The sequence below is a fragment of the Edaphosphingomonas fennica genome (assembly GCF_003034225.1).
GTDB classification, from domain to species: Bacteria; Pseudomonadota; Alphaproteobacteria; order Sphingomonadales; family Sphingomonadaceae; genus Sphingomonas_E; species Sphingomonas_E fennica.
This window is the reverse complement of sequence record NZ_PHHF01000061.1, coordinates 13375-28253: the sequence shown is the minus strand read 5'-3', so window position 1 is coordinate 28253 and position 14879 is coordinate 13375. Positions and strand designations below refer to the sequence as shown.

Genomic DNA, 14879 nt, shown 5'->3' with positions numbered 1-14879 from the left:
TTCCATCGTCAATACCGAATGCCACGTTCCCAAAACGTTCTCCGACTTGGCCAAAATCGCAGCTTGGGGCCGACTGGGCCAGGTACGTGTAGGGCAGAAATTCCCGCTCGTCGTCATTCAGGAAGCAGGGCTGGACGGCTTTTGGATCCATCGGGTGCTCGAAGCCGAAGGAATCGAAAGTCACGTCGTTGACCCCGCTTCGATCGCAGTCTCGCGGCGCAGGCGTCGTGTCAAAACGGACAAGATCGATGGCGAGATGCTGGTCCGAACGCTGCTCGCATACAAGCGCGGAGAGCCTCGAGTATGCGCGATGGTGAGAGTACCCACGCCTGAAGATGAAGACCGTCGCCGCGTCTCGCGCGAGCGCAAATCCCTCACCAACGAGCGCGTGCGTCACGTCAACCGGATCAAGGGATTGCTTTTTGGGCAAGGCATCAACGACTATGAACCTCTTCGCCGAGACCGGCGGAAACGACTGGACGAACTTACGACCGGAGACGGGCGACCGCTTCCAGCTCATCTGAAAGCCCAGATTGCGCGTGAGCTCGGCCGGCTCGAACTCGTCATAGCCCAGATCAAGGAGTGCGAGCAGACGCGGGATGCTCTGTTGGCGACGCCGGTCTCCGCCGCAGCGACCCAAGTCCACAAGTGCGCGGTAGATGATGAGGCAGCCCAACCTTCGCCGCCGTCGGCGCCCGCCATGCTACTGGAACTCAAAGGAATCGGGCCCGAGATAGCTTCGGTGTTATGGTTTGAGGGGCTATCGCGACAGTTTGATAATCGCCGGCAGGTAGCTGCTTACGCAGGATTAGCGCCTTCACACTGGCAAAGTGGCAAGATTGATCACGACCAGGGGGTATCCAAGGCCGGCAATTCAAGGCTCCGCACCAGCCTCATCCAATTGGCGTGGCTGTGGGTCCAGCACCAGCCGGCCTCGGCTCTCACCTTATGGTTCAAAGAGCGTGTGGCTCAGAACGGTGGTCGGCTTAAGAAAACGGCCATTGTCGCGCTTGCTCGTAAATTGCTCGTCGCACTCTGGAAGTATGTCCACGCAGGGGTGATTATAGAAGGCGCCGTGGTGCAGACAGCCTGAATCCATCGACGCAGTATATTCAGAAATCTTCCAAGACCAGATCAGTCTTGGTGGATGCAGGGCAGACGAACCGAACATCCAGCTGGCCTAAACAGCCGTACTCATAGAATGGTCTCGTCTCCTTGAGCTCTTGTCCGCCGCAAGCGGGATCATGGTACAGTCCTTATCCGGCTGACCGCATATAAGTTGGATGGGGCTCGGCAACGAACCGCGTCACGCAACTGAGCTCATACCCTGAATCCATAGAAAATATAGAAAGGGAAAAGATGCCACTCTGATCGTTGCTGGCTTGACCCTCCCCATATAAGCTGGTTGTCGAAGACGCGGAGCCGCCTGCCGCACGAGGTACATGACCAGATCTTCGGCTGGGTACTGGCCCTCGTCGCCGGGCACGATCTGGTGAAAGGCGAGCGGATCGGCGTCGATGGCTCGACCATGGAGGCGAACGCCGCGCTGCGTACCATCGTGCGGCGTGACAATGGCGAGACCTACCGCGAGATGCTGGTGCGCATGGCGCAAGAGAGCGGCATCGACACGCCGACGATCGACGACCTTGTCCGGCTCGATCGCAAACGCAAGGGCAAGAAGCTGTCGAATGCGGACTGGGCGAGCAAGACCGATCCCGACGCGAAGGTCGCGCGGATGAAGAACGGCTCGACGCGTCTGGCCTACAAGCCCGAACACGCGGTCGATCTCGACACGGGTGTTATCGTGGCAGCGCCGATCCACCCGGCCGACAAGGGCGACACGACAACGCTCGACGCCACGCTGGAGACGGCAGCACGCAACCTCGCCGACATTGGCCTGGCGCCGACGTCCGGGGATCCCTGCGATCTTGTGACCGATAAAGGCTATCATTCGCGCGAGCTCCTCAAGGGTCTCGACGGCGACATCTGGAAGACGCGCATCGCCGAGCCGGCACCGCCGAATGGATATCTGCGCTGGCACGGCGACGAGGCTGCCCAGAAGGCCGTCTACGCCAATCGGTCTCGCCTGAAATCCGCCGTCGGACGCAAGGCGATGCGCAAGCGTGGTGAGATGGTCGAGCGTAGCTTTGCCCACGTCCTGGATCGCGGCGGCATGCGCCGCGCGTGGCTGCGCGGGCGCGAGAATGTTCACAAGCGTTATTTGATCCACGTCGCCGGGTTCAATCTTGGCATTCTCATGCGCGCCCTGTTCGGTTGCGGCACTCCGAGGGGCGCCAGGGGCGCATCCAAGGCATTCTTGTTCGTAGTTCAGACCGATGTTGCGCTCGTCATCGCCCTCGTCGCCGAGTTCGACGGAGAAAGGGCCATGCTCCTCATCGTTTTTACCCCTGAAGGCGCTGACAGACCCGGCTGAAAACCGACTTCGTCACCGCGCTGTTACGGCAAGGTCGGCCCGCTTCATGGTGTGGCAGTTCTCGACGGCATTGTTGCCGCAACCTTCGGCCAACAGCTTCAACAGCGTAGCCTTGCTAAGCTGATCGTAGAAAGCCTGATTGGGCTCCCATTTGTCGGCCATGTCGATCTGCGCGGCCCCGGCGATCTGTGCCAGCTGGCGGTCGCGGTCGCTATGGAACGAAAGGCTCGTGATCTGCGATGCAACGCAATAGGCCAGCAGCCGCAACTTCGTTTCGGTGTCCAGCTGGCGCATATCCTCCAAGGCGGGAGCCTCGGAAACGCGGTGAAGGTCAGCCGCCGCGATCTCTTCAATGTCACGCATGGACGAATGGCCCATTATGGCGTCGTCGATGTGGAAGGGGTTCTTTTCCGCCTTGATCTCGACGGCTTGCTGCCACGAATAGACCTCCCCGCGAACCTGCCCCAACAGGCCGGTCAACAGCACGTCCAGCGCCAGTTCCGGGTCGGTGACAATGGCCTCTCTGACGGCCATCGTGCGGACGCTGCCCAGCTGATCCATGACCTTCTGCGAATAGTCGGGGCGGGGCGGCTTTGGCCCATCGCCTGCGCCGTTCTTGCTGGCGCGGGTGAACGCGACCTGTTCGATGCCCTCGCTGCCGATGAACACGACAAGGTTATGGTCGGCCTTCTGCTCGTCGGTGAAAATCTGGAGGGCGGAGAGAATGGCGCTGTGCTTGCGGCCCAGGTCGCGCAATTCCTCGTCGTAATAGCGCTCGTCTTCCTCGATCTCGCTTTCGCGCGTGGCGATTGCCGCCTCGATCCGCGCCAGCTCGGCGGCTTCTTCCTCGGTCGGCTCGCGCTTGCCAGCGGGTTCAAGATGACCGCGCATCCAATAGGAATCAGGCCGGGAAATCTGCGCCTCGGCATCTCGCCAGCCATCCTCGCGGGCGGCTTTGGCGACGGCATCGAGCCGATCTTGCACAAGGTCCATGACAAGGCCCGCGTCGTCGCAATAGCGCCGTTCCCCGAAAAGGTCGGCAGTGAAGGTGCCGCCTGCGGCGGTGTAAGCTTCCTCGCCAACGATCCGGAAATGCTTGTCGGTGTCGGCAACCTTTTCCTGTGTGAGCATCGCGCGGATTTGGTGCGGATTGTCGCCGGTGCGCTTGAAAACCTCTAGCTGGCGGTCCTGATCGTCGGTCAGCGCAAATGCCTGCGCCGCGCTCATACCGATCTCATCTTTCTGGAACGCCTTTAGTATGGTGGGGTGAAGCGCTGCCAGCTTCAAAACGCGCCGGACATAGGCGGGGGAGACGCCGAACGATGCGGCAACATCGTCAACCTCTTTGCCGCTGTCGATGATCGCCCGATAGGCCATGATCGCGTCTGCGGGGTGCATGGCTTCGCGCTGCGCGTTCTCGGCAAGCGAGATTTCCAGCGCCTCGTCCTTGCTGCGAAGGTCAACGGGAACCTCGAAGGTGCCGGGGATGGTCTTGCCCTTCTGCAACAGCTTCAAGGCTCGGTAGCGCCGTCCACCAGCGCAAATCTTGATCTTGCCGTCCTCGTCATAGCCGATGAGATTTTGCAGCACGCCGCGCGCCTGAATGTCAGCGGCTAGAGCCTCGATCTCCTTCGGCTTCACCTTCCGCACGTTAAGATCGGAAAGCGCCAATTTGTTCAAAGCGATGTTCTGAATGGTCATTTCTCACTCCTTTTTCGGCAAGGCCGCCTGCCTGCGGCTGCGGCCCTGACCCGCTGGCGAAGCGCGGGGTGGGGAGGGGAGAAGCGAAATTGATGGGGGTGGTGCGGGCGCAGGGAGCGAAGCGACTGAGCCTCGGCCCTGTCCATTTCGCTTCGGGGAACGCGGGGCGGGTGCCCCGGTTGTTCCCCCGGTGGCAGCTGCCACCACTGGCAAGGCGCGGCCCTGGGCCGCTCATTCATTGGTCAGAGGGCGGCGAGGGAGAGAACCGCCACGATTGAGCCGCACGACGCGGACAAGAGCACCAGGCGCTTGGCGAGAGGGCTGACGGCGATTGTTGCGGCTGCGCAGGCCCACAGTAGAACGATCGTGGGTCCGGCCCGATAGATCAGGAAGCCGACATAGCTATTGGGAAGGAACTGCGGATAATCGACAAGAAGGCGAGCAACGATGCCGCCGCCAGCCAGAATGAGCGCCGCGATCAGCCAGGCCGCGATTGCCTCGCCGTGCGGGGAAACTCCGGGCCTCGGTTTGGCCTGCCTTGTCGATCGCGTTGGTTCACTCATGCCGATCTGCTCTTCTAGCCCTGACCGTCACCCGAATGGGCGGAGACGGCTTTGCTGGCTCCGTGGAAGCACGCGGCCTGCCGTGTGGTGGAATAGGGCAGGTTCCCGGCTCCGATCAGCTGCATGAATTTGGCAACTGCCCTCGCTCGATCGCCAGATTTCGCATTGCTTCGTAATTCACGCTCCAAAGGCCCCGCTTTTCATCGGCTGCCTCTTTCATGAACCGGGCATAGGCCAGCCCTGAATGTCGCCTGTAATCGACGGCATAGCCATGTCGCACCATAGTCGCGGAAACCGACGCGCCATTTGACCGAAACCGGCAGGACATATTCAACCGGCCCCAGCTCGACCGACTTTTGTTGCAAATCGGCTCGACCGTAAGCGGCTGATCCTGAAACTCGCTCGTGCAATCCATCCCGCCGTTACGCTTCACTAACTCCTCCAAATAGAGCTGCGCTGCGATCTTCGTGACATTGCCGTTACCGTCATCGTCGGGAGCATCGATTCCCAACAACCGCACACGCTTTTCATCGGCCGCTTCGAGCGTATCACCGTCAATAATTCGCGGATTATCAACGAAAATGGAAGTCGGCTCGCTTTGCCGCCCCTGCAACTGATTGAACAGACTTCCGAACGCGAAAATCGTCAGGATTGGCAGCGCGATCTTCTGGTTTTTCGGCCATTTCTTGAACCCGTGAATCAGCAACGGGACTTCTCCTGTAGAATGTCGTTCCAGTCCATCGGCGCCGGCGCCGGTGGAAGAATGATTTTCAATTCGCGGTCGTTGGCGCAAAGGTGCTCACGGGCGCCTTCAATGGCCTCTTCAGCTTCCGGGCCGTGCTGCGAATAAATGACGATTTTCCGGATGCGTTCGGGGATCGCTATCAGGCCATAGCGGCGGATGCCGCCCGCGCCCCAAACCTTGAACTTCCCGCCGCTGAGCTGGGTCACGGAAACGGCTTCTTCGAAGCCTTCGGCGAGGCGAAGCACGTCGCCGGTCGGTTGCCCGCCTATTCTCATGGCGGCGTGGCGGACCAGGCCGAGTGTCAATTTCGCCTCGCGCAGCGCAGCGTGGTATTGTTTCTCGCCCGTTTTCGGGTCGAGCAAGATCCGCTGCACGGCGATTATGCCTTCATCGGCCTCGAATGGGATGAGAAGCGCGGGATGCTCTTCGCGCGCTTCTGGCGGCCCGACGATGCAACGCGGGGCGAAGCGGACCTTGAGGCCCGCGGGGTCGATCGCGCGGGAACGCAGATAGCGTTCGCCCGCGGTGCCGGCGATTGGCACGGCCGAATCCCAAAGTTGGAGCGCCAGCTTGCGGCGCGAAGGCTCGGGCGCGCGATCGCCGGCCTCGCCGTTGGTGTGGCGATTGACGTTGCGACCATTGAGCGCAGACCAGACCGCCTCCTGGGTGCAACCGGCCCAACATTTGAAGAGGACGGCTTTTTTCCCCGGCGTCACTTGGAGCGACGGATTGCGATCGTCGTGGGCTGGGCAACAGACCATGCCATACGCGCCGCGCCAATGGCCGCCCATATCCGTCACGATCTGACGCGCGCGAGATTCGATGTCCATCTGCATCGAGCTTCTTCCGTCAACGGTTTCCCAAGATTGGGATTTATACAGATTTCACGGTGAAGGGCAATCGGTCGGGATAAGCGCATAAATCACGCATGGCCCGACCAGGGCCATTCATTCTATAAATATCTCCGTGGGTTCTCTTCACTTGAGGATGACTCACGTTCTCTGGTTTCAATGGCCTGCCCTAAGCTTTGGAGCACAGCGGCCAGTTCGCGCTTGTCGCGCTGCTCGCGGGGCAATTCCCACAGCGGCAACTGATCCATCATGCGGTCCAGTTCGCGCGCCGCCTCGATCTGCCGATACTGCTCGCAAGCCGGCGTGCTGTCGGCCGCTCGGCCGCGCTGACGACGAGCGGTGAAGATCTTCGCGAGGAAGGCAGGGAAGAGGAAGCGGTAGGCGTTAGTCGCCTGCTTCACGCGCGGGCCAGCTCCTGCGGCCTCCGCGTCGGGGACTGGCTCATACCGGCGAAACCAATCCAAAATGCGGGCGGCCTTCAAACGCGCAAGCGCCTGAACGACGCAATTTTTGCTGAGGCCGGTGCCTTCCGTGATCGTGTGGAGGCTGGGGAACAGCGCGCCGGTTCCATAGTCGATCACGCGGGCCAGGAACTCGATGATCTGGATGCCGGCCTGCCCGATCGCGCCGTTGCGAACGCGCGGTGTGGCGGTGCGGCGCTCGGCGAGCGTCTGCCGTTCGTAGAGTTTCGCGGCTTCGATCATCTCGCGCATCTGGCGGGCGTTGCGAATGGGTATGTAGGCGTTGACGCGCTTTTCATGGCCTACGGCGATGCTGCCGCTCCAGATTTTTGCGCGTGGACGGTTAGCACGCGCCTCGATGGCGCGGTTGATCGTGACAAGCCCGGTGCTGCGCAGCACGGCTCCTATCGATCCGCTCATGTGGACCTCCCTCATCGGTCCCGCCAGGCCAAGCACCATCGTCCCCGAAAGCACGCTTTCGGGATTGACTTTCGCCGAAGCGCCACCGATAAGGAGGGCAGATATTGAAGGCCCACTCCGGTGGCACAAACAGCCCTCGCTCAGCCAAGCGAGGGTTTTTTGTTGCCCGTTGCAGACGGGGAGCCACCCCGAACGCAACAGATGAATCGCCGACTCCGAAGCGGAATCAGCGGGTCATAACTGGCTCAAGATTCATAGCTTGGCAAGAATAAGCGTGCGCGCACGCTTATCGCGGCGGCATTATGCGGTCTTGCGGTAGTGCCGTAAGTAATCGGGATATTCGATCCCGCGTGCCTTCAAGAGATTGATCGTTGCCTCTTCAACCAGCGCCGCGACGGACGTTTGCTCGCGTTCGGCCAAGCTCTTGATCTCGGCCGCCAGTTCGGGCTTGACCGACGCGGCCAGGTTACGCGTGTTCGCGCGGCTCGGCCGACGCCGGGGCAGCGGTACGGGGAGTAGCGGGTCTTCCTGTCTTTTGGGGCGTGCCATAAGCTCTTGAACACAAACGAAGGGAGGATGCCGGAATAAGCGTGTTGACACGCTTAATGGCTTTATTGTGGGTGCGCGGCAAGACACGACAAGCCGGGTTGCTCCTGTCTGCCTTACGGGGATAGACGTGGCTGATCGAGAAAAGGAAACAAATCACGATGCCTCAAACCGATGACTGGCAGTATGATCCGATCTTCGAACGCGAGCTGACAACGCGCCGCCCCGCTGGGGGAACGATCCGGTCTGTAGAAATCGCGCAGTTGCCTTCGAGCGAATGGATCATAAACGTCAGAGTATCGTGGCGGGACGATAAGTGGCTGAATGTCTGCCTTTGGGAGCAGCCCACCATTAAAACCTACAAGCGATTATCCAGTGCTATCCGGCATGTCGTCTTCGATTACGGCTACGAGGATGACCATATCCGAGTGGTCCCCAACAAGGAGTGTTCCAACCGCGTTGCTTTTTGAGGCTTCCCTTTCTTCCTCTCCGTGATATGTGCATGTATCTCGTTGACGAGGGAGATAGCAATGAAGGCTTTGAATCTCGCGTTCGCCGCCGCTCTTGTGGGAGCATCCGTGTCGTCGGCCCCAGCAATGGCGTCGGACAATACCTGGGCTTGTGAGGTCGTTCTGTGCCTCTCTAATCCGGGCGGTCCGACGCAATATGGGGCCTGCGTTCCACCCATCACGAAGCTCTGGCGGCAACTGGCATTTGGCGGTGGTTTCCCCACTTGCTCAGGCAGCGGCATTGCCAAGACGAAATACAAAAAGCCGGATGATGGCAGGCCGGGACGTCTGACGGTCACTTGGGCCGATGGGCGCCAGCAAACCTATTATCAGCCGCGTAACTGACCGGGGGGCGGGGCGTGTTTCTCGAAACCGGAGCTGTTCTAGAGGGCATAGCGTGGATGGTACGCTAAACAACGCTAAGGGCGAACAATCAGCGAACGCTTAGGCGGCGCGGCTATCCGGCGGCAGATTGAGGGCCTTGCGGCCAGCGGAAGCGGCTGCTCGATCCCAGAGGAAATCGCCCGAGAAAGCAATATGCTCCCAACCTACTGGGGACGTATGGGCGAGTAGATCATCAGGCACCGCGACCGATGTTGATCGTAGATGCTGGGCGGCGGCATCCATGTAGATCGTGTTCCAATAGACGATCGCGGCGACGAGCAGATTGAGGCCGGACGCCCGATATTGCTGCGCCTCGTGGCTGCGGTCGATGATGCGGCCCTGGCGGAATGTGTAGATCGCCTGCGTCAGGGCATGGCGCTGCTCGCTGTTGTTGAGACCGGCATGGCATCGCCGGCGCAGATCGGGATTTTCTAGCCAGTCCAGCATGAACAGCGTCCGCTCGATCTTGCCGATTTCCTGTAGCGCGACATCGAGCTGGTTCTGCCGTTCGTAGGCAGCGAGCTTTCGCAGCATGACCGATGGCGCGACATGGCCGGCCTTGATCGACCCTACGAGGCGCAGCACGTCTTCCCATTGCTCACCGATGATGTCGGTGCGGATACGCTTGCCCAACAGCGGGGTGATGGACGGATAGGCCGTGACCGGCGCGATCGGCGCGAGCCGCCTGTCGGGGAAGTCGCGCAGGCGCGGGCAGAAGCGAAATCCCAGCATCGCGCACAGGGCGAAGACATGATCGGTCGCCCCGCCGGTGTCGGTGTAATGCTCGACGATCCTGAGATCGGTGCCGTGGCTGGTGAGGCCGTCGAGGACATAGGGCGCCTCATGCGTCGCGGCCGAGATCACTTTGACGTGGTAGGGCGCGCGCTGATCAGAATTATGGGTGTAGAAGCTGAAGCCATGATCGACGCCATAGCGGGCGTTGATATCGCCGCCCGACGCGCCGCGCTTCGCGGCCCTGAAGAACTGGCCATCGGAACTGGACGTGGTGCCGTCGCCCCATACTCGTGAGAATGGCAGGCGGTGGTGCGCGTTGATGAGGAGGGCCAGCGCCGCGCGGTAGCTGTCGTCGCGGATATAGGCGTCATGGGTCCAGAGGAGCTGATCGCGCGTGACGCCCTGACTCGCCGCCGCCATGCGCGACAGGCCGAGATTGGTCGCATCGGCGAGGATCGTGGCGAGCAGCGCGTTTTCATTGGGACACGGCTCGCCGGTACGCAGGTTGGTGAACGCCGCAAGAAAGCCGGTTTCCTGCGCCACCTCATGCAGTAGCTCGGTGATGCGGATGCGTGGCATCATGGCATCGAGCCGGTCGGCCAGCGCTTCGGCGTCGGGCGTCGCGATCGTGCGAACGGGGGATATCTGGAGGCGGTCGTCGCGATATCGCACACCCTCCAGAGCGTCGCGCTTCAGGCGCTGGGCAAATTTCTTAAGCCGCCAGTCAAGTTCGCGGCCCCGCTGTTCGAGCCATTCGCCGGCTGTGGGTGGCAGACCGAGAGCCGACACGATCGGCTTCGCCTGGGGTTCGCTGAGCAGGTAGCTGTCGAACCGGCGGTATCCTGCCGATCGCTCCACCCAGACATCCCCGGAACGCAGCTTGTTGCGCAGATGCGCGATCGTCGCGATTTCCCAGAGACGCCGGTTGATCTTGCCGTCATCGCCCACGACGATTTTCCGCCATTCCTTGCGGAAGGGCATCGGAGCGTCGGCAGGCAGATCGCGTTTGCCCGACCTGTTGAGGTCGCGCAGCATCTCGATGGCGGCGATCGTTTTTGCACTGCCCTTTCCGGCCCTGAACTGGAGCGCCTCAAGCAGGTCGGGGGCGAACTTGCGCAACGTCGCATAGCGGTCGGCCGCCACCGTCAGCGGATCAAGGTTGGCGGTTTCCGCGATTGTCGCCACTTCTGGCCTCGCCTTCAGGAGGGTGTTCCACCCGACCGATGCGTCCAGGGCCTCCATTGGATCTTCGCCGGTATCGACCGCATCGGTCAATGCGTCGATTGTCCTGCGAAAGATCAGCATCAGCCGCGCCACATTCTTTGACGTGGTGGCATAGCTGCGCGCCTGGGCGTTCTTCGCGCGGGTGAAGATGCTGCCGATCAGCTTGTCCGCCATCTCCAAGGCGTTATCGGTCAGTCGTTCCTCGAGGTCGAGCAGGAACGCAACCAGCGTAGCGCGCCGTCGGGAGGGAATATATCGCTCGATCATATAGGCAGGCGAAGCGCGGCCTTCCCTGACATATTGCCGAAATCGGTCGGCATGGATGCGGCCAGCCACGTCCGGGGAGATGCCGATCTTCCGCACTTGCCGCAGGCGGTCGAGAATCTGGCGGATGTGATCGGGCCTGGCCGCAACGGGAATGGTCTTGAGCGAAGCGAGTTGGCTCATGCCGCCGGCGTCGTCAAAGACCTGGTCGAGGGCGTGGACCTGTTCGGCGCTAAGATCAGCGATCAGGGCGTAGGCAGCCTGCTTGCGGGCACGCGCGCGTCCCGCACTACTGGCGCGTTCGATGGTGGAGATGGACGGCAGTAGAATCCGGGCCTCGCGAAGGGCGGTGACAACGCCGATCGCTATCGTCATCCCCTTGTCGGTCGCCCATGCCGTTTTCGCGGCCGCTTCGATCATGAAGGGAATGTCGGCGCGGGTTGGTCCACGAAGGCCCGCTCGCATCGCCAGCTCGCGGGCATGGTCCGTCATCGTCTGATCCCGCGCTGCATAGTTGGCCAGGTCGGTTACGTGTAGACCAAGTTGTTCCGCGACGAAGGCGGCGAGATCATGGGGTATCGCTCCCTTGTCCTGTATCAACTGCGCCAGTGTGATGCCCGGGTGCCGCAAGAGCGCGAGTTGCAGCGCGACACCCAACTGGTTCCGTCGCTCCCGTCGTGCGCCGATGATCTCGATGTCCGAAGGCTCGAAGGTGTAGAGCCGGGCTAGATGGTCGCGCTCGCTCGGGATGGCGAGGATCTGATCGCGTTCGCTCTCGGTCAGGAGTTGATGCTTACGCTTCGTCATTCCGATTCCCGTCCACAAAAGGTCATCTGGGCCTATGGACAGCCATGAGTAAAGAGACATAGTATGTGGACGGATATGGATGGGGCGAAGCGATCGCCCTTCAGATCGTCCACAGAACGACCGTTTGGGAGACGCACGGGATGGGCGATATTCTGGGTTATGCCCGCGTCAGCACCGGCGATCAGGACGTGGCTGGACAGACCATGCGTCTGGAGGAGGCCGGCGCGATCAAGGTGTTCACCGACGTCATGTCGGGCAAGAGCATGGAGCGGCCCGGTCTGGCCGAACTGATCGCCTATGCCCGCAAGGGCGACACGCTGGCGGTGGTCCGCCTCGATCGGCTTGGGCGCTCGCTCGCCGAATTGCTCACCACGGTCGAGACGCTACGCGGCCAGGGCATCGCGCTCCTGAGTCTTGAGGAAAAGATCGACACATCGTCGGCCGCCGGCGAACTCATCTTCCATGTGTTCGGGGCCATCGCCCATTTCGAGCGGAGACTGATCTCCGAGCGAACCAGGGATGGGATCGCCGCCGCGCGCGCCAAAGGCAAGTTGCCCGGCCGTCAGCCGCTCGACATGTCCAAGGTACATGCCGCCATCAAACTGGTCGAAGCGAGCATCTCGCCGACAGAAGCAGCACGACAACTCGGCATCGGCCGATCGACCATCTATCGAGAAATGCGCCGCCTCGGCGTGGAAAGGCCCATCTGAATGTCCAGATCGAAATCGGCTCACGATCTTTCCGGCCTGATGAAATATGCGGATCGCGCGCCATGGGATGAGGCATTGGCCGAAATGCTGTCCGCGCATCTCGATCCGGCGAGCGAAGCGACCGGACTCGAGCCTGACGCCATATTCGAGATAATTGGCGATCACTGGCAAGGGCCGCTATGGGGCTGCGCCTTTGAAGATCTGCTTACGCAGGAACTGGAACCCGACGGTCGCAATCTGGTCGATGACTATCTCAAGCGCCGGGGCTGGAACGAAAAGGCGCCGAACAAGGCCTATATGCGCGCGTTACGCGATACGGTCATGTCGCTCTATGAGGTCAGCGAAGTCGTGCCTGGTCAGTCGATGACCTTGCGCGATCTGCTGCGCGACGTTGCTCCGGTGACGGTGCGCGAACACGGTGCAACCCAGACCCTGGTCAACTGGGACAAGATCGCCGCAAGGGTTGTCGACGTGAACGGGCGCCATGGCATTTCCGGAGCGCTGTTGCCGTTCAGCGCTGAGGGCGCCGTGCGAGTGGTCGAGGCATTTTCCCGACTTGCCGACGAAACTCAGGACACTGCGGAATTGGACCCGTCCGATCGGGACGCGCTTCTGGGAGCATCGGGACCGATGTTCACGAACATGTGGCTGCTCGACTGTCTGGGCAAGGCCATGCCCGGCAGCGCGCCGGATATGGTCAACGCCGACGGCGATGACCTGGTGTTCCACCGTATCGTTTTTCCGCTGGCGAAAGGCGTGGTCGGCAAGAGCCTGATCCGAAGGCTGAACGCGGCACAATGGCTGGAACCTGCCAGCGACAGTTTCTGGAACTGGCTGGCACCAGCGACGAAGAACAAGAAGCCGCAAGCGACCAAAGGCAAGCGGGCCTTCGTCACGACCATGGATGACGGCACGCCGGTTTTTGCCAATGTGGAACTGGCAGGGCGCAAGCTGATCGTCGAGGTAAACAGTGCCGCCCGCGCGGAGCGAGCAATTACCCAGATGGGCGAATGGCTTGGTGATTGCGTGAGCGCGCCTATGGCCGAAATCCGGACGCTCGATCAGGTTATGGCCGACGATGCCGCCCGCACGCCACAGGACGAGGCGCTGGATATTCCACCGCATGAAATGGAGCGCATCGTTCACGATATGCTGACCCGTGAATATACGAAAACGCTCGATGAGCCGGTCCCAGCCCTCAGCCACAAGACGCCACGCGTTCTGGCCTGTACAAAGGCGGGGCGGGTAAAGGTAGCCGACTGGCTCAAATATATCGAAAATGGCGCGGCAAAATCGGGCACCGCCGATCCGATGGGCACCTATGACTTTACATGGATGTGGGAAGAACTGGGGCTTAGCGACCTCCGGCGGTAACGGCCATCATGCGGTTCTTGAAATGTTCTCGCTTAGCGTTGTCTGGCGTACCTTCCACGCGATGCCCTCAGTAAAGGAATTCATACTCGCGAGAACAAGACTCTTGATCCTTTCGACCCCCCGGGGCTGTTGGAAACAAACCGACACTTTATTCCAGAATTTATTACTCCACCGGTAGGTACATATCCGGCCACGATGTAAATATTGCTCAGGAGATCTGGCGTTGTCAGGGCCGGCAACGCTGGTCGGAACGCCAGTAGCGCTCCCAGCGCGCGACGGTGCCGGTCGCAAGCATCGCGCAGCTGAGGTTGCGGCCATCGGCAAGAGTGCAGAAGGCACCGGTTCTGGCGCCGCCCGCCGGACCGGTCGAGAGACAGCGCATTGGCGCTGCGCGGACGCGGATATGGCTGATGCCTGCGTTGGCGATCCGAACCTCACCGCGCGAGCCGCCAAGCAGCTCCACCAATGCATTGCGCGCCGCGATCGGTCCAGCGCGGGGACAGGGATGGCCGCGACGGCAAGTACCATCCAGTTCGCGCGCGGCGATGCCCGCGATGCGGATGCGTGGACCCTCGGCACACCAGACCGGGCCATCGCCATCGGCGACAAGGGTGGGCGTGCAGAGGAATATCAGCCCTGCGGCCACGATACTCATGTAGCGATGGAGAGCTTCTTGCGCTTGCCGCGGCCGCGGCGGACGGTCGGTTGCCGGCCGAGGCCGATCTTCTTCGCGAGCTCGCGGCGCTGCTCGGCATAATTTGGCGCGACCATGGGATAGTCGGCAGGCAGCCCCCACTTCGCCCGGTACTGGTCAGGGGTCATCTGATAGTGGGTCATCAGGTGGCGTTTCAGCATTTTGAGCTTCTTGCCGTCCTCCAGACAGACGATGTAATCCGGCTTTATCGAAGCGCGGATCGAAACCGCGGGGACTGGGGCCTGTTGCTCAGGCTTGCCGGGCTGGCCGACGCTGGCGAGAGCGTCGTAAACCGATCCGATCAGCCGAGGAATATCGCCGACTTCGACCTTGTTGTTCGTCACATGCGCCGCAACGATGTCAGCCGTCAAAGTAATGAGATTCTCGTTGCGCCCCGCTTCCTCGCTCACAGCCCTGCTCCTGCTTACCGCCGCATCCGTAATGATCGCGGCGGGAC

At 61.3% G+C, this 14879-nt stretch carries 14 protein-coding genes and 1 pseudogene; 6 read left to right on the top strand and 9 right to left on the bottom strand.

The features are described from left to right. Both CV103_RS14600 and CV103_RS14595 read left to right on the top strand, forming a co-directional pair. The coding region (locus CV103_RS14600; protein ID WP_425443881.1) for an IS110 family RNA-guided transposase at positions 1-1093 on the top strand (1093 nt) is incomplete at its 5' end. Positions 1094-1390: 297 nt separating this feature from the next. Beyond that, positions 1391-2434 (top strand): annotated as a pseudogene (locus CV103_RS14595) (transposase); the annotation flags it as partial. Between the two features lie 12 nt (positions 2435-2446). Here CV103_RS14595 and CV103_RS14590 read toward each other — a convergent pair. From CV103_RS14590 to CV103_RS14565, 6 genes are all read right to left on the bottom strand, one after another. Next, the gene (locus CV103_RS14590) at positions 2447-4135 is read right to left on the bottom strand and encodes a ParB/RepB/Spo0J family partition protein (RefSeq protein WP_079640077.1); all 1689 of its coding nucleotides are present in this window, start codon (positions 4133-4135) and stop codon (positions 2447-2449) included. Positions 4136-4377: 242 nt separating this feature from the next. Then, positions 4378-4698: a hypothetical protein gene (locus CV103_RS14585; RefSeq protein WP_107395352.1), complete on the bottom strand. Its 321-nt coding sequence runs from the start codon at positions 4696-4698 to the stop codon at positions 4378-4380. Positions 4699-4813: 115 nt separating this feature from the next. Beyond that, on the bottom strand, positions 4814-5404 hold the full coding sequence (locus tag CV103_RS14580; RefSeq protein ID WP_107395351.1) for a thermonuclease family protein: 591 nt from the start codon (positions 5402-5404) through the stop codon (positions 4814-4816). After that, entirely contained in the window at positions 5398-6279 is an 882-nt protein-coding gene (locus CV103_RS14575; protein ID WP_107395350.1) for a DUF7146 domain-containing protein, read from the bottom strand. Before CV103_RS14575 ends, CV103_RS14580 begins: the two co-directional genes overlap by 7 nt. A gap of 116 nt (positions 6280-6395) precedes the next feature. Continuing rightward, positions 6396-7175 carry a replication initiation protein gene (locus CV103_RS14570; RefSeq protein WP_107395354.1) on the bottom strand — a complete coding sequence of 260 codons (780 nt, stop codon included), beginning with the start codon at positions 7173-7175 and terminating at the stop codon, positions 6396-6398. Between the two features lie 300 nt (positions 7176-7475). After that, positions 7476-7724: a hypothetical protein gene (locus tag CV103_RS14565; protein ID WP_107395349.1), complete on the bottom strand. Its 249-nt coding sequence runs from the start codon at positions 7722-7724 to the stop codon at positions 7476-7478. A 158-nt stretch (positions 7725-7882) separates the two neighbouring features. On the opposite strand from CV103_RS14565, the gene CV103_RS14560 reads away from it, so the two are divergent. Both CV103_RS14560 and CV103_RS14555 read left to right on the top strand, forming a co-directional pair. After that, positions 7883-8191 carry a hypothetical protein gene (locus CV103_RS14560; protein WP_107395348.1) on the top strand — a complete coding sequence of 103 codons (309 nt, stop codon included), beginning with the start codon at positions 7883-7885 and terminating at the stop codon, positions 8189-8191. A gap of 60 nt (positions 8192-8251) precedes the next feature. Beyond that, on the top strand, positions 8252-8575 hold the full coding sequence (locus CV103_RS14555; protein WP_107395347.1) for a hypothetical protein: 324 nt from the start codon (positions 8252-8254) through the stop codon (positions 8573-8575). Between the two features lie 99 nt (positions 8576-8674). Here CV103_RS14555 and CV103_RS14550 read toward each other — a convergent pair whose 3' ends face one another. Further along, positions 8675-11644, bottom strand: a complete 2970-nt coding sequence (locus tag CV103_RS14550; RefSeq protein ID WP_015449292.1) for a Tn3 family transposase — start codon at positions 11642-11644, stop codon at positions 8675-8677. Positions 11645-11784: 140 nt separating this feature from the next. Between CV103_RS14550 and CV103_RS14545 the strand changes: the two genes are divergently transcribed. Together CV103_RS14545 and CV103_RS14540 are read left to right on the top strand one after the other, a co-directional pair. Then, entirely contained in the window at positions 11785-12354 is a 570-nt protein-coding gene (locus CV103_RS14545; protein WP_013849886.1) for a recombinase family protein, read from the top strand. Next, complete coding sequence (locus CV103_RS14540) at positions 12355-13728, top strand: DUF7986 domain-containing protein (RefSeq protein ID WP_031293519.1); 1374 nt, start codon at positions 12355-12357, stop codon at positions 13726-13728. Between the two features lie 226 nt (positions 13729-13954). On the opposite strand, the gene CV103_RS14535 is transcribed toward CV103_RS14540, so the two are convergent. Together CV103_RS14535 and CV103_RS14530 are read right to left on the bottom strand one after the other, a co-directional pair. Next, entirely contained in the window at positions 13955-14383 is a 429-nt protein-coding gene (locus tag CV103_RS14535) for a hypothetical protein (protein ID WP_020818599.1), read from the bottom strand. Beyond that, positions 14380-14832 carry a Ros/MucR family transcriptional regulator gene (locus CV103_RS14530; RefSeq protein ID WP_020818598.1) on the bottom strand — a complete coding sequence of 151 codons (453 nt, stop codon included), beginning with the start codon at positions 14830-14832 and terminating at the stop codon, positions 14380-14382. The genes CV103_RS14535 and CV103_RS14530 overlap by 4 nt, the downstream gene beginning before the upstream one ends. Positions 14833-14879 lie beyond the last annotated feature (47 nt).

Excerpts from the sequence above, each read along its gene's own strand:
- CV103_RS14590 (WP_079640077.1), bottom strand. The coding sequence starts at position 4,135 with ATGACCATTCAGAACATCGCTTTGAACAAATTGGCGCTTTCCGATCTT.
- CV103_RS14585 (WP_107395352.1), bottom strand. The coding sequence starts at position 4,698 with ATGAGTGAACCAACGCGATCGACAAGGCAGGCCAAACCGAGGCCCGGA.
- CV103_RS14575 (WP_107395350.1), bottom strand. The coding sequence starts at position 6,279 with ATGCAGATGGACATCGAATCTCGCGCGCGTCAGATCGTGACGGATATG.
- CV103_RS14570 (WP_107395354.1), bottom strand. The coding sequence starts at position 7,175 with ATGAGCGGATCGATAGGAGCCGTGCTGCGCAGCACCGGGCTTGTCACG.
- CV103_RS14565 (WP_107395349.1), bottom strand. The coding sequence starts at position 7,724 with ATGGCACGCCCCAAAAGACAGGAAGACCCGCTACTCCCCGTACCGCTG.
- CV103_RS14560 (WP_107395348.1), top strand. The coding sequence starts at position 7,883 with ATGCCTCAAACCGATGACTGGCAGTATGATCCGATCTTCGAACGCGAG.
- CV103_RS14555 (WP_107395347.1), top strand. The coding sequence starts at position 8,252 with ATGAAGGCTTTGAATCTCGCGTTCGCCGCCGCTCTTGTGGGAGCATCC.
- CV103_RS14550 (WP_015449292.1), bottom strand. The coding sequence starts at position 11,644 with ATGACGAAGCGTAAGCATCAACTCCTGACCGAGAGCGAACGCGATCAG.
- CV103_RS14545 (WP_013849886.1), top strand. The coding sequence starts at position 11,785 with ATGGGCGATATTCTGGGTTATGCCCGCGTCAGCACCGGCGATCAGGAC.
- CV103_RS14540 (WP_031293519.1), top strand. The coding sequence starts at position 12,355 with ATGTCCAGATCGAAATCGGCTCACGATCTTTCCGGCCTGATGAAATAT.
- CV103_RS14535 (WP_020818599.1), bottom strand. The coding sequence starts at position 14,383 with ATGAGTATCGTGGCCGCAGGGCTGATATTCCTCTGCACGCCCACCCTT.